Origin of the sequence: Pseudoalteromonas sp. AS71 (assembly GCF_038900275.1) — a bacterium.
Taxonomy (GTDB): domain Bacteria; phylum Pseudomonadota; class Gammaproteobacteria; order Enterobacterales; family Alteromonadaceae; genus Pseudoalteromonas.
Genome location: NZ_JBBMQZ010000018.1, coordinates 70584 through 85101 on the forward strand (window position 1 = coordinate 70584; position 14518 = coordinate 85101).

15 protein-coding genes and 1 pseudogene are annotated in these 14518 nt (G+C 38.8%); 4 read left to right on the forward strand and 12 right to left on the reverse strand.

The window, feature by feature from the left end; all coding sequences use genetic code 11:
• Positions 1-7: 7 nt before the first annotated feature.
• From WNY98_RS14295 to WNY98_RS14310, 4 genes are all read right to left on the reverse strand, one after another.
• Positions 8-1102, reverse strand: coding sequence for a mechanosensitive ion channel family protein (locus WNY98_RS14295; protein WP_342878208.1), 1095 nt, complete (start codon positions 1100-1102; stop codon positions 8-10).
• A 96-nt stretch (positions 1103-1198) separates the two neighbouring features.
• A complete protein-coding gene (locus WNY98_RS14300) occupies positions 1199-1600 on the reverse strand; it encodes a DUF6691 family protein (RefSeq protein WP_165721623.1) in 402 nt (133 codons plus the stop codon).
• Between the two features lie 3 nt (positions 1601-1603).
• Positions 1604-2017: a YeeE/YedE thiosulfate transporter family protein gene (locus WNY98_RS14305; protein ID WP_182194073.1), complete on the reverse strand. Its 414-nt coding sequence runs from the start codon at positions 2015-2017 to the stop codon at positions 1604-1606.
• Positions 2018-2149: 132 nt separating this feature from the next.
• Positions 2150-3574: a sugar porter family MFS transporter gene (locus tag WNY98_RS14310; RefSeq protein WP_342878209.1), complete on the reverse strand. Its 1425-nt coding sequence runs from the start codon at positions 3572-3574 to the stop codon at positions 2150-2152.
• 378 nt (positions 3575-3952) lie between these two features.
• Here WNY98_RS14310 and WNY98_RS14315 point away from each other — a divergent pair, with 378 nt between their 5' ends.
• Both WNY98_RS14315 and WNY98_RS14320 read left to right on the forward strand, forming a co-directional pair.
• Positions 3953-4408, forward strand: coding sequence for a hypothetical protein (locus WNY98_RS14315; protein WP_076924435.1), 456 nt, complete (start codon positions 3953-3955; stop codon positions 4406-4408).
• A gap of 62 nt (positions 4409-4470) precedes the next feature.
• Entirely contained in the window at positions 4471-5214 is a 744-nt protein-coding gene (locus WNY98_RS14320) for a competence protein CoiA family protein (protein WP_342878210.1), read from the forward strand.
• A 102-nt stretch (positions 5215-5316) separates the two neighbouring features.
• Here the strand turns inward: WNY98_RS14320 and WNY98_RS14325 are convergent, their stop codons facing one another.
• On the reverse strand, positions 5317-5811 hold the full coding sequence (locus WNY98_RS14325) for a tyrosine-protein phosphatase (protein WP_342878211.1): 495 nt from the start codon (positions 5809-5811) through the stop codon (positions 5317-5319).
• Between the two features lie 128 nt (positions 5812-5939).
• On the opposite strand from WNY98_RS14325, the gene WNY98_RS14330 reads away from it, so the two are divergent.
• Positions 5940-8099, forward strand: a complete 2160-nt coding sequence (locus WNY98_RS14330; protein ID WP_342878212.1) for an exonuclease domain-containing protein — start codon at positions 5940-5942, stop codon at positions 8097-8099.
• Between the two features lie 43 nt (positions 8100-8142).
• On the opposite strand, the gene WNY98_RS14335 is transcribed toward WNY98_RS14330, so the two are convergent.
• On the reverse strand, positions 8143-9027 hold the full coding sequence (locus tag WNY98_RS14335) for a DMT family transporter (protein ID WP_342878213.1): 885 nt from the start codon (positions 9025-9027) through the stop codon (positions 8143-8145).
• A 105-nt stretch (positions 9028-9132) separates the two neighbouring features.
• On the opposite strand from WNY98_RS14335, the pseudogene WNY98_RS14340 reads away from it, so the two are divergent.
• Positions 9133-9654 (forward strand): annotated as a pseudogene (locus tag WNY98_RS14340) (sel1 repeat family protein).
• A gap of 2 nt (positions 9655-9656) precedes the next feature.
• Here WNY98_RS14340 and WNY98_RS14345 read toward each other — a convergent pair.
• From WNY98_RS14345 to dinG, 6 genes are read right to left on the reverse strand one after another with little or no spacing between them, the layout of a single operon-like run.
• Positions 9657-9809: a DUF2496 domain-containing protein gene (locus tag WNY98_RS14345; protein ID WP_076914928.1), complete on the reverse strand. Its 153-nt coding sequence runs from the start codon at positions 9807-9809 to the stop codon at positions 9657-9659.
• Entirely contained in the window at positions 9793-10074 is a 282-nt protein-coding gene (locus WNY98_RS14350) for a late competence development ComFB family protein (RefSeq protein ID WP_002958257.1), read from the reverse strand. The genes WNY98_RS14345 and WNY98_RS14350 overlap by 17 nt, the downstream gene beginning before the upstream one ends.
• 51 nt (positions 10075-10125) lie before the next feature.
• Positions 10126-11019 (reverse strand): histone deacetylase, encoded by an 894-nt coding sequence (locus tag WNY98_RS14355; RefSeq protein WP_182696021.1) that lies wholly within the window; start codon positions 11017-11019, stop codon positions 10126-10128.
• 13 nt (positions 11020-11032) lie between these two features.
• Positions 11033-11641 carry a primosomal replication protein gene (locus WNY98_RS14360; RefSeq protein ID WP_002958255.1) on the reverse strand — a complete coding sequence of 203 codons (609 nt, stop codon included), beginning with the start codon at positions 11639-11641 and terminating at the stop codon, positions 11033-11035.
• Position 11642: 1 nt separating this feature from the next.
• Positions 11643-12419 carry a TSUP family transporter gene (locus WNY98_RS14365; protein WP_002958254.1) on the reverse strand — a complete coding sequence of 259 codons (777 nt, stop codon included), beginning with the start codon at positions 12417-12419 and terminating at the stop codon, positions 11643-11645.
• On the reverse strand, positions 12419-14494 hold the full coding sequence (dinG, locus tag WNY98_RS14370; protein ID WP_342878214.1) for an ATP-dependent DNA helicase DinG: 2076 nt from the start codon (positions 14492-14494) through the stop codon (positions 12419-12421). Before dinG ends, WNY98_RS14365 begins: the two co-directional genes overlap by 1 nt.
• Positions 14495-14518: the final 24 nt, after the last annotated feature.

Below are 14518 nucleotides of genomic sequence, written 5' to 3' on the forward strand. Positions count from 1 at the left end.
CTTTGTTTTAAGTATCGCCTTGCACCTTTTTATCACTATTAAATTTAGCGGATTCTTGTGTAGTGTTAATAGCCGTAATAGGGAAGGGAATTACAATGCCTTCTTTTTTATAGCGTTTATGCAGGGCTTTTATAAAAGCAGATTTAACCCAAAAGCGATTAAAGTATTCTTTTGCGCGCAGCATAACCGTAAAGTTAATACTTGATCTGTCAAAGGTATGAAAAACCACAAAGGTATTGTAATCATCAACGCCCCATTCGTGTGAAATAAGTATTTCACGAGCCACTTCAAGTGTTACTTGCTCAACAAATTCTAAATCCGAATCGTAATGCACGCTTATATCTACAGGGACGCTTAGCTCTCTTTCAGGATAAAAGTAATTAATAATACGCGATTTAGATAATTGGCTATTAGGTATAATAATCATATTATTAGGTAGCATTTTAACCCATGTAGAGCGCCAGCCTATGTGATCTACAAAGCCTTGTTCTTTTGATTCCAGCTCAATAAAATCGCCCACTCTTATGGGTTTATCTATCACTAGCTGCACGCCAGAAAAAAAGTTTTCGAGGGTAGGTTGTAAAGCAAGGGCAACAGCCAGTGATGTAATACCTAACGAGGCAATAATGGGTGTAATAGAAATACCTAACGTGCCCATTAATACTAGTATTCCTACGGATGATAATGTAACGCGTATCACGCCTTTAATTATGCTTTTTGAATTAAAAACAACGGCAGATTGTTTACCATAGTAATTAATAGTGCCAATAATAAAGCGGTCTAAAAACATAATAAGTGCCAGTAGAGCTAGTACAATATTAATGCTATTAAAAGGAATTTGTTGAGAAATAGAAGTACTAATAATGAAGGTGTCGTGCTCTAAAATGGTGAGTAGCACAATAATTGTGCACAGTGTTAGCGGTTTAGATATTGACTCTATTAGTAAAGTATCGAATATAAACTTGGTTTTTGAAGTCCATTTTTTTAGCCAGTACATTACAAAAAAGCGAATTAAAAACAGTAGTATAGCTATAAGTATGAGAGATGAAATCGCGCTTAACCAGGGGGTGCTGTTGGAAAATTCCAGCGCTTTATTTAGCATAACTTAAACCTGTTCAATATAGTTTTATATATATTGCAGCAAGTTATGTACCTTTGTTTGGAAAAGTAGCTGCCGAGTTTTGGTCGGCAGCAAATATTATACTTTTTTGGCTAACCACATACCGCCTAAGACGGCTGCAAAAAATAACAAAAATTCCATTTTAAGAGATACCAATTGAACCAAGCCAGGGCCTGGGCAAATGCCACTTAAACCCCAGCCTAAACCAAAAAATACTGAGCCGATAATTAAGCGCGCATCAATATTTTTTAAATTACTTAAATTAAATGTTCCTGAAATAAGTGGTTTCTCTTTTTTTGCAACCCATAACCATGTAAGCATCATTATTAGCATGGCAACAGCCATCACTATAATTAAGCTTCCATCCCATTGGTTTCCATAGGTAAGAAAGTTAATCACTTTAGCAGGGTTTGTCATCCCGCTAATAATAAGCCCTAAGCCAAATATAAAGCCTATAACAACCATCATAATTGCTTTCATTATTTATCCTACAAGGTTTGCTGTAATGAAGGCAACAAGCATAAATGTACATGTTGCAACCCAAGAGCGAGCAGAAAAGCGCGACATGCCGCACACGCCATGGCCACTTGTGCACCCGTTAGCTAAAGTTGTCCCAGCGCCAACTAAAAGTCCCGCAACAACAATAAGCCAAGGCGGTAATTGCAATTCGCCTTCTAATAAAGAAGGGGCAAATACTCTTACTGCTATACCTGCCAACAACAACCCTAAAATAAAGTATAACTGCCAACGAGAGTCTGAATTTGCTTTAGCAAATACAGACTTAACAATGCCTGATATGCCCGCAATTTTTCCGTATAAAACCAGTAATAACGTACACGCTATACCTATTAATGCACCGCCTATTGCAGCCGATACTGGGGTGAATTCTGTTATCATTTTTAAATTTCCCAAACAATAGAAACGCCTAAACCGGTTTGTTTCATTTCGATTGATAATTGTTGATTAGGCGCTAAATAGTTAGCACCCGTTACTTTTTTTGCTGGCGATTAATAGCACCGCTTTTAAAAATTACATAGATTCAAGCGTTTTACCGCGGGTTTCTTTAATGTATTTAACAACAAAGAATATGCTTATAAGTGCCGATAACGCATAAAAGCCATAAGCACCGGCAAGGCCAATGTTAGCTAGCATAATAGGGAAGGTCATAGTAATTGCAAAGTTAGCAATCCATTGTGCGCTTGCTGCAACAGCAAGGGCTGCACCACGAATGCGGTTATTAAACATTTCGCCTAATAATACCCATACAATTGGGCCCCAACTTAAGCCAAAAAATACCACAAATAAGTTAGCCATAATAAGTGCAAAAGTACCCATGTTATCGCTAAGGGCAAGTTTGCCTGCTTCATCAAGGCCTGCGCTACCAAATATATAAGTAAGCGCGCTTAAGCTAATAAACATACCAATACTGCCTACAAGCAGCAGTGGTTTACGGCCAACTTTGTCAACTAGGGCAATGGCAATAAAGGTCGATACAATATTAGTGGTGCCCGCTAATACATTTATAAATAACGATTGCGACTCATCAAACCCCGCGGCTTGCCAAAGCTCAGAGCCGTAATAAAACACCACATTAATACCCACAAATTGCTGAAATACACTCAGTGCCACACCCACCCAAACAATTGGGTGTACTTTTTTACTGCCATCAATAAATAAATCACGAATACTTGGCTTTTTATCGCTATGCAAGGAGCTTTTAACATCGCTTATTTGCGCATCAACATTGTCGTTCGATATTTTACTAAATACCGTTTTGGCATCGGCTACTTTACCTTGTGCCACTAAATAACGAGGCGACTCAGGAATGAACAACACACCCACTAAAAACAATACTGCAGGCACAAGCTCAGCCCAAAACATCCAGCGCCAAGCGGCTGTATCAAGTATTAAAATATTCTGCGCACTACCAGCTGCATCAGCAATTAAATAGTTACTTAAAAACGCAGCAAACAAACCCAGTACAATAGCGAGTTGTTGCAATGTAGCTAAACGACCACGAAGTGCTGGTGGCGCAACTTCAGCAATGTAGGCTGGCGCTAATACAGATGCGGCACCAATACCTAAGCCACCAAATAAACGGTAAAAAATAAACTCCGCAGAGCTTTCGCTAATGCCTGAGCCAAACGCACTAATGGCAAAAATAATCGCGGTGATGATCATAATTGCACGGCGGCCAAATTTATCAGCCAGCGGCCCCGCAGCAAGTGCACCTAAGGCACAGCCAAGTAACACAGACGCTACATTAAAGCCCGTAGCCACACTGCTTGAATTAAATGCATTACCAAGTGCCGACACCGTGCCGTTAATCACGCCCGAGTCAAAACCAAATAAAAAGCCACCAATAGCAGCCACGGCCGATATAAAAATCACGTAAACAAGAGAGGTATTTTCAGCTGTGTTGGCTGAATGGGAAGGCGGTGTGTGCGTTGTCATTATATGCCCTGAAAGTTAAATTAAATATAAAAGAGCATAATATCGTAAAGCGTTATGGTTGAATATGCTTGTGCGGGTATAAAGGGTTCGGCGGTTATAAATTGAGCCATTTTTAGAGGCTTTAGTTTAAAGACATTAGCTTAAAAAGACTGAATTTTAGTAAATAATATGCTTTGTATGGATAGTATCTGTTGGATCAATATCACTGCTCTCACCCTTTTGGTGTGTTTTTGCAATTACATAATCTGTTCGAAATTAAGTAATTGTTTACATGTGGTTATTTGGTGGTTAAGGTAAATACGTTAAAAAATAGGGTCGTTTGTCGGTTTATAAAGCGTCAAATGTCGTAGATTAAATTGTCATATTTATAGAGATACCATGTCTGTAATTCGTAGCTCAGTTTTTCAAATCATTTTTAAATCAATTTTTTTACTATCATTTAACTGTATCGGATTCTTTGCAATATATGCTGGCGCTCTTTTATTCCTTAGCGAGAGCAATACTTCGTTATCGCCAAATGAACAACTTTTGGCGTTAATTCTCGCTTTGGTTACAACATCTATTTTTGCTTGGTGGATGGTACTCAGCTTTCGGCAATACGAAATCAAAATAGACAGTGAAGTAATCCTACTTAAAGGATTATCTGGCTGGAAAAAAATTGACAAAACTTTTCCACTCTCCGATCTTGATGGTGCAGAATTAGGAACGGATTTAGCTCTATTTAAGGGAGAAAAATTGGTGGCGAAACTTTCAATGGTTTCTATAGCATTTGACAATCATTCGCTAAATAAAAGTATTACAAAAACTTTACCCGCTCCTGAGTTGGTTAAATAAATATAACAAGCCAATCCAGCAGCGGCTGATTGAGGCATTATACAACCGAGTGTTATGTACTTATGAAATTTTCATTAGTTGACGGATTTAAGCAAGCTCCTCTGCCTAAGATGAAAGGAGTTTGTATATATTGTGGTAGCCCAACCGTAGCAAAGTGTGGTTCAAAAATTAGATGGCATTGGGCGCACAAGGTAAAATGTAGTTGTGATCCTTGGTGGGATAATGAATCCCAATGGCATCGAGATTGGAAAAATCATTGGGAAGATCATAATCAAGAAATAGTATACTTTGATAAAAGTGGTGAAAAGCATATTGCAGATGTTGTTAATGAGCAGAATATTGTAATTGAATTTCAAAACTCCCCAATGTCTGAAGCTGAGTTGAAATCAAGAGAGGATTTCTACGGGGATATGATTTGGGTAATAAATGGTCGTAATCTAGCGAAAAACATAAAATTACGTGCGATGCTTCCTGATCCTCTGCATGAATCAATGGAAGATATATCTATTCATTCAAGTAATCATAAAACTCATTTCGTTTATTCTTTTATTTCTGAGTATCGAGGTCCGAATGAGTTAGTAGAAATACATAGCTCAGATAAAATAGATGGAATAATTAAATCCACGCATGTAGGACACTTCCTCTTTGAGTGGAAAAGGCCTAGATATGTTTGGTTTAAAGCAAAAAAACCAGTTTATTTGGACTTTGGACAAGGTGTCATCTGGCAATTAATGCGTTTTAACAATTATAGTAGTTTCTGTATTAAGGCATGTATTAAAAATGATTTCTTGGCAAAGTTTAAATGAGTTGCATAACAAGTGATCAATCTTATCAGTGCTAATTCATTACAGGCTATAAATAGAATTATTAGCACTATTTATAGTGCTAAATCCTCCCCAACCTCTGTCTCACACCTCAAAGTTCTCAAAGTACTCTTTTTGTAGCTCTATAGTCAGTGCTTTTGGGCGAATGCCTTGTACTAGGCCGTATACTTCTTCTTTTGTGTAACCTACCGAATTTAAAATAAGTGCAGCGACCAACCCTGTGCGGCCAGTGCCGCCTTTGCAATGTATGGCAATGGTTTGCTTTTGTAATATGGCTTGTAATATATCGGTTTTGTGGGTGTTCCAGCGTGATGTAAAAGGCTGTTGTGGTGCTTCGTCGTCATTTATAGGTAAATGAAACCAGGTTATATCGTGCTTGTTGCACTCACTATTAATGGTTTCTACGTTGTTTTTTTCAAGCTCCTTTTGCGGCATAAGTGAAAGCAGTATGTTAGTGCCAGCAGCCTTTAATGTGGCGATTGAGTCAGCTAGGTTTTGTGTTTTTGTACCAGGGCAAGGCGTAAAAATAATATTTGCGCCGTTATTGAGTGATAAAACATCGTATGGGTGCGCGCTCATGGTAAGTCCTTTATTTTTAATGAATTTGTTTTAATAAGCTCACTATAGCGTGTTTTAGTTACAAGTTTAAGATTGAATAATAAGCATAAATACTAGATACTGTTTTTATATACAGCTGTGGCGATATTATGAAAAAAGAATTACCAGCAAAATACTATTTAGCGCATTTTAGAGAGCTTATTGAGTTTGTAACAAGTAAATGTATGCATTTACTTGAGCCTAAACATAGTGAATTTATTAGTAAAATTAACCAGCTTGATGAGCAAAGCCTGTGCATGTTGGCGCGTGTGTACTCGCGAAAGCCTTATTTGGTTCAGGCGCAATCGCTCAATTATGAAGAAATAACATCGCCACATCAGGCTATTTATACGCTTAAAAAAGCCGATATTTTATTTGAGCCAAACGAGCAGTATTATTCGCAGCTTTTAGCGCACTTAACCAAACCTTCTTTGGTTGAGTTGCTAAGTAATTACGGCGAGCAAATAAGCTTTAAAAAGAGCGCCGCTAAAGGGGCGCTGGTGGATATCGCGCGTGAGTTTTTTAAAGCATGCCCACAAGAGCTTGCGCCACTTTATAGCCAGTATGTAATTAATAACCGCAGTGATTACTACGAGTATTTTGAGTTTTTATTTGCAGGCAGACTAAGCAGTGGCGATGTAAATCATCAAAACCGTTTTGTAATGCGAGACTTAGGCTTAACCGCTACGCGCGAAGGGCACAGTGAGAGCTTGTCGCGCTTTGAAACACTAGACGAAGCGCAATCAAACTATTTATTAAACCGTTACCGGTTAGCGTTTAAAAATATAACCGATAAGAGCGACTATGTTGCCTTAGCGTCGCAGGTTTTAGTGCAAGCTGCACATGGTGCAATTGCCGTTGCATTAAAAAATAAATTATTAGTTAGGCTTTATAGGCAATTAAAAGGTGTTGATAGCGAACTTGCTTTTAGCTTACTTGAAGGGTGCGTGGATGATAGCGAAGCACAAGAAATTCAAATAAGAGAGCAATACAGGCTTGGCAATAAAGAGTGGGTAAAAGCACGATTAGAAGCCATTATCGAAAATCCACTTACTGATGATTTGCTGTATTTTGCTGACGATTTTTTAATGCGTAAGTTTAATAAAAAAACACGCTCGCGTTTAAGTGCCATGCTTGCCGACACTCAGTGCGTGCTAGAAATAGATGAACTGTACCGAGGTGAAGTAGAGCAGGGCGTAAACGATTATTATACTCGCCAAGGTATGGCTGTATTTAATACCGAAAACACGCTTTGGCAAAGTTTGTTTGGTTTAGTATTTTGGCATGAGTTATTTATAGAGTCGCCTTACCCGCCATGCAATGAGTTTGATATTTATCCGCAAGTATTAAGGCTTGGTAATTTTTATGAAGCGCAGCAAACACAAATAAATGAGCGCTTAGCGCAGTGCCAAACGTCGCAAGCATTACTTAATTTGGTATGCAAAAATGCAGCGCAATACTTTGAGCAACCTAACGGCTTGTTTAGATGGCGTAGCAATTTATTAGAGCCACTAGAAGCGCTCATTTTAAACAGCCCTATTAAGGCGTTAATTGCGCACTTAACAGCCATGAGTAAACATTATTTACAGCTAAAAGATGGCTACCCCGACTTAATGGTTATCAATAATGGCCAAGTACATTTTGAAGAAGTAAAAGCCCCAGGCGATAAGCTTAGGCGCAACCAATTAACCACTATTGATAACTTAAAAAACGTAGGCTTTACAGTACACATTGCTGCGGTTAAATGGTTTGTAGATCCTAACCGTATTTACAGTGTGGTCGATATAGAAACCACAGGCGGCTTAAAAGGCGGTAACCGTATTACCGAAATTGGCGTAGTTAAAGTACAGCACGGTAAAGTAATTGATACTTGGACAAGCTTAGTTAACCCCGAGCGCCATATACCTGGATTTATAACGTCACTAACTGGTATTAGCGACAGTATGGTTTACAACGCACCTGTATTTGCCGAAATAGCACAGCCATTGCTAGATAAACTCGCAGGCAGTATTTTTGTAGCCCATAACGTTAACTTCGACTACGGCTTTATTAAAAAAGAATGCGAGATGGCAGGGCACTTTTTTAAAATGCCAAAAATGTGCACCGTGGTTGAGTCGCGCAAAGCGTTTAAAGGCTTAAAGTCGTATTCGCTGGGCAATCTCTCATCGCACTTTAATTTAAATTTGACCAGCCATCACCGGGCACTTGCCGATGCAACCGCGACTGCAGAGTTGTTGTTACTTATTCGGCAATCCCAAAGTAGTGAATAAGCAGTAAATCTTAACGCAAGAAGTAGTATGCACTTTTAATCACTTAGCTTGTTTTAGCTAAGTGCTTCTTTCGTGGTAAAAAACCAGTAACCAGCATTGTGCCTACAATTACAAATAGTGCGCCTAATAGTGTATTTGGCCCTATTTGCTCATCTAAAAATAAATGCCCCCAAAATATGCCAAATAATGGAATTAAAAAGGTGACAGTGAGTGCTGAAGTTGGGCCTATATCGTCAATAAGTTTAAAAAATAATATATACGCAAGCGCGGTACATACTACGCCCAGTACTAATACACCTAGCATAACGTTGGTGGTTGGAACTTCACGTATTGGCATAAATAAAATAAGTGGCAATACCATAAAACTCGACGCCCACATTGAGCTATGAGCGTTATCGAATGGAGCCAATTTGGGCGCATTTTTAGTGTAATGCGATGCAATGGCATAGCAAAGTGAAGCGCTTAATGCTGCTACTATAGCTATGATTGATTGGCTATTTAATACAAAGTGATTTTGGCCAACGAGTATTGCAACACCTATTAAGCCAAGCAATAAACCAAGCACCATACTTTTGGTGGGCTTTGTTTTTGTCCATAAAATACCAACTACTGCGCCCCAAATAGGGGTTGTTGAATTTAAAATTGATAAAGTAGAAGCGCTTATAGTTTGAGCTGCGTAAGCAAAAAATAAAAATGGCAGAGCAGAATTAAACGCGCCTATAATAAAAAAGTGTTTTTTGTGTTCAGTAAAGGCTAAACGGCGTTTTAAATACAAAGCAACAATAAATAAAGTAACTGCAGCAAAGCCTACTCTAAGCTCAATTAATACCGCAGGCCCCAAGCTGTTAGCGGCCATTCGCATAAATAAAAAAGAAGCGCCCCAAATAGCGGCCAGAAAAAATAATCGCAGTAAGCTTGCTAAGGTCATGATAGTATTTTAATTATGCTGATTGGTTTTTAGAATAACAGGGTTTATAAAAAGTGTAAGCCATATTCGGAACTGGCATATAAAAATAATAAATTAAGGATAAGAATGAAAAAGTTCTCAGTAGCTTCTATGGTATTTATTACTTTGTTGGGGGGATGTAATTCAAGCCCAATCAACCTTTACAGTGATACCACCATGAAAAAGAATGAATACAATGGTATTAAAGCGTATCGAAAAGGACAGTTTGAGGCCGCTTTTAATTATTTAAAAGAGCCTGCTGGGCTAGGCTATAAAAGCGCACAATACACGTTGGCGTTTATGTTTTTGAAAGGCCAATACTTGGAGCAATCTACTAAACTAGGGATGGGCTGGCTAGGCGTTGCAAAAGAAGCGGGGGTTGAAAATTGGACTGCGCAATACGATGCATTTTAGAGTGCAGCGAGTACACAGCAAAAACAACTAATAGATGAAACAGTTGCGTTGTATATAACGCAATTTGGCGTTAAAGCACAAAATATGACCTGTCGTCGTTCAACTTCGCCTAGGCGCACATTTGGTGAAGTTAAAATTGATTGCACTAAGCACGAAGGTATCGTTACCGAGTACGACATACAAATAATAGAATAGAGTTATGACTTTTCTAGCTTCTTTTCAAAGTCGCTTTTAACTATTTCAAGTGCTTTAAGTACTTCTTCTGGAGCAACATCGTGTTGCTCTAGTATCATAATTAAATCTACTGCAAGTTTCATATGTGTAGGGGCTTGATCAAGTGGACTTGTCATTTAACTCTTTCTTTTTTGATATTTGGCTAATGGCAACATTTATTGCTGTTTGTACACGTTGTTCCATATGTATGCGTTCTGATTGCGGTAAATAAAACGCCATATCTACATCGTAGCGAATATATCGTGGCGGGAGCTGATTTAGTACCGTACAACAAAAGTCAGCCATTACATCTTCATCATATTTTTCATCAAGTTTAAGTTTGATAACTTCCTCGACTACAATCTTTTCGTAATAGTTGTGTATGTCTTCGTGTAATCGCATATTCCCACCGCTTTAAAATAATCCGTTTAACTGAGTCTATACTATGGCTTGCTATAAATCGATAGCGGCTTTAAATAGTTGTTTATGAACATTAATTAGTGAACTCAAATTACGCTGATAACCTCCGCCTAGGCCGCACATTAGTGGGATTTGGTGTTGCTTACAAAAGTTGAGAGTAAAAAAGTCGCGTTTATATACGCCATCTAGTGATACTTCAAACAAGCCTAACTCGTCTTTTGTGTAAATATCAGCACCTGCATTATACAAAATAATATCGGGGTTATGAATACGCACGCAAAAATCGAGTGCTTGCTCTAATGTAGCAAGGTACTCAACGTCGGTTGTTTTAGCGGGCAATGCAAAATCGTAGGTGGACTCTTGCTTATTACGAGGAAAATTTTGTTCACAATGAATTGAGCAGGTAATAATTTGGTCATGGTTTTGAGTGATTTGTGCTGTGCCATCGCCTTGGTGTACGTCGCAATCAAAAATTAAAACAGTGTCGGCTTGCTCTGTATTTATTAAATGTGCTGCTGCAATAGCTAGATCGTTAAAAATACAAAAACCGCTGCCGTAATCACTGTATGCATGATGATAGCCACCACTTAAATTAGCCGAAAAACCATGTTTTAGCGCGTGTTCACTACTTTGGATACTTGCCCCAACTGATAGTAATGTGCGCTCTACCAATTCATTTGAATAAGGAAAGCCCATTTTTTTTATGGCTTTATTGCTAAGAGTCCCATTTAAAAAGTCATCTATATAACGTTGGCTATGACATAGCGAAAGTTGAGATTTGGTTGCTTTTTTAGGCTCTTGAAAGTGAATAGCCGAAACACCTAGGTTTTCTATTTCTGTTTTAAGTAACTTATACTTTTGAATAGGGAATCGATGACGTTCTGGGAGTATAAGGTCTGAATACAATGGATGATAATAAAGCTGCATAGTAAAGTGCGCCTTAACGCAGCTGCTGTTTTTCTACTTGTTGAATTTTATCTTCGGTGGCAGAAATTGCTTTTCTGCAGCGGCCTAATCGAGCGTGTGTGCTTAATATTTCAAGGTTAAGCTTTTGTGCTTTAGCAGGCGAGGCTTTATCCATTTGCATTTTTCGCTCTTCAATCATGAGCACTAAACGGCGTTCAAACTCATGGTTTTGTTTTAATTCGTCGTAAAGCTCATGGGATGATTGCATTATTTTTTGCACAGCTTGCTTATAAACGGTTTGCTTAGGGCGTGGTTTATAATGGCTTTTGTTTTCTTTAACCCAAATAGGCGTTGATTTAATAACATTGAATACAGCTTGTATTTGAGCTGCAATACGTTCAAGCGCGTAGGTATAAGCATGGCGATGCTCGCTTGGCGGTAACCTTGAAACTTCGTCTTCTATTTCTATTACGTAATCGACTAGGTTCATGCTTTTGGTACTAAAAACTGCGCGGTCAAACAAGCTAGGTTGTGCTTGCATGTAACGATTTTTAGAAAAAAGTTTAGCTTTATCAAATTGCTCAGCTTGTTGTTTTAGCGTTGCAACTTGTTGGCGTAGTTTATCTAAAGCCATTGAATGCATATTAAAAGTAAGCCTCGTAAATTAGTTTTAATGCTAAAAGTATAACCATAGTATTAAATACTGGGCGAATAAATTTGCTACCAAAACGTATTGCTGAATGCGCCCCAAACCATGCGCCTAGCATAATAAAAAAGCCCATTGTTATGCCAAGTAAAAAGTTTACATGGCCGAGTGCAACAAAGGTAATTAAAGATATAAAGTTAGACACAAAATTCATTGAACGCGCTAAACCACAGTTGAGTAGCAGGTTCATTTTGTAAAGCATGCCATTAGAAGCAGTCCAAAATGTACCCGTACCTGGGCCTGCTAAACCATCAAAAAAGCCTAATGCTAAACCTTGTAGCCATTGTTTTATTTTCATCGCTTTGTTTAGTTTAGGAAGTTCATCGCCTTCGGTGGTGCTTAAATTACCAAATAAGCTATAGCCAGCAACTAAAATAATAATAATGGGGAGTAGTTTGTTTAAAAAATCGATACTTAAATGATCAACAATAACAGTACCTATCAATGCACCTATTGCGGTAGCAATAATGGAGGCTGCCCAAAACTTAGGACTAAATAAGTTCTTTTTATAGTATGTATAGCTTGCCGTTAACGAGCCAAAGCTAGCCGCTAATTTATTGGTGCCTAATGTTAAATGTGGAGGTAAGCCAGCAGTTAATAAAGCGGGTACAGTTAACATGCCACCGCCACCGGCGATAGCGTCTATAAAACCTGCGGCAAGTGCAACAGCACATAAAACAGCCCAGGTTGTTGGATCGAGTGCGAGTTCAAACATTAATAATCTATTTGTCTTTTAAAAGGTGGTAGGGTGTCGAGCATGGCTTTACCGTACCGCTTAGTAACTAAGCGTCTATCGAGAATAGTAATACAGCCTTCATCACTCTCTTTTCGCAGCAGTCTACCACAGCTTTGCACCAATTTCTTTGCGGCGTCTGGTACGGTAATCGTTAAAAACGGGTTGCCGCCTTTGCTTTGTACAAACTCTGCTTGCGCTTCTTCTATTGGCGAAGTAGGTACCGCAAACGGAATTTTAGTAATTATTAAGTTCTCTAAATATTTTCCAGGCAAATCAAGACCTTCAGAAAGGCTTTGTGTTCCAAATAAAATACTGCATTTGCCTTCGTCTACATTTTTAGTGTGTAATTTAAGCAATGCTTCTCGCGACATTTCACCTTGTACTAATAAGTTAAAACCTTTTGTTCTAAGAAACTTTGTTACGTGGTCCATTTGCCAGTAAGAAGCGAATAGTACAAGGTTCGCTTTTTTATCATTTAGGTACTCTGGTAATGTTTTAGCTAAGTGATCACTAAAGTCTTTATCGGTAGGTTCTACTTTTGATACCGGAATACGTAAAGTGGCTTGTTTGGGGTAATCAAATGGAGAAGGTACTTTAATAAATTTAACGCCTTCTTCTTTAGCAAGTCCTGTTTCGTAGGCAAAGTGATCAAACGAACCCAACGCGCTTAATGTGGCCGAACATAAAACAGCGCCCGCGCATTCTCGCCACAATTTATCTTTTAGGTAGTAACCTACTTCGATAGGGCAGTCGCTTAATAGGTGATCGTGATGGCTTTTGTATTCAAGGCGTTTTATCCACCGTGCATGAGGAGCACCTTCGCCTTTTTTTGCGTAACTAAACCATAGTTTGTTTAGTTGCTCTAACCTGTTTATGTATTGTCCGCTTTCGCCCAATATGGGGTCGGCAACGTAAGGTTTTATATCGCCATCGCTCACATCTTGGGTAAGGGTGTCGTGCATTTTGTTCAAACAGCGCAGCGCATCTTGCGTGGCTTCGCTTATGTCTTTCGCTTTACTGTGCAGCGATTGTGGAATTTCACCGTGTTCAAAGCGGTAAGTATCGTCTTTTGAGTATTCAAAGTCGGCATTATCAAGAATATCGCGAACTACTTTTAAATCTTTATTCGCATCGTTAATACTGTCGCAAAGTTTAAAGTTTTGACCAATGGCTCTTTGCCCCACTAAAACCTTCGCCATTTTCCCGCTAAACTTGGTGAGCTTATCAAGCCATTCTATTGTGCCTTTAATCGTTGCTGCAGCCGATGAGAAATCGCGTGTTATATGTGCTAAATGATGCGCTTCATCAATTACATAAATGGTATTGTCGGGCTCTGGTAAAATTTTACCACCGCCTAAGTCTAAATCGGCAAGTAGTAATGAGTGATTAATTACTAGTACGTCCATTTGCATTAATTGATTACGAGCAAGCTGAAACGGGCACGTTTGGTGTGCCTTCATTTGGCGCTGGCATGAGTGTTTATCGCAGGCTATTAAATTCCAGACTCTATCGGGTACAGTATCGGCCCAGCTGTCTCTATCGCCTTGCCATTTCTTATTCACATAGGCGTTATATAGCTCATTTAAACACTTGGTTTCCATTGCGCTCAATGGTGAAGTAAGTGTTGGCATAAAGTCCATTTGTGTTTGGCTATCGCCGTTTACAGCATTATGTAATTTGTGGGCGCAAATATAACGATGGCGACCTTTTACTAAATCAAATTTAAAGTCGAGGCCTGAATGCTTTTTAAAAAATGGGAGTTCTTTTGCTATTAATTGTTCTTGCAGTGCAACGGTTGCGGTAGAAATAACTAGCTTCTTTTTTTGTGCTAAGGCCAGAGGCAATGCGCCTAAGCAATAGGCAAGAGACTTACCTGTACCGGTGCCTGCTTCAATTACGCAAATGCGCTGCTTTTTATGGTATTCGCCAGCAAGCGTTTTTGCTATTTCGGCTACAAGGTAGTTTTGACTGCTACGAGGGCGATAATCGTTTAGGTTTCTAGCCACATGCTGGTGTACTTGCCTAATTGTTTTTTTTAGTGAGTCAGAAAGCATGGGATGATTTACCTAAAGTATGTA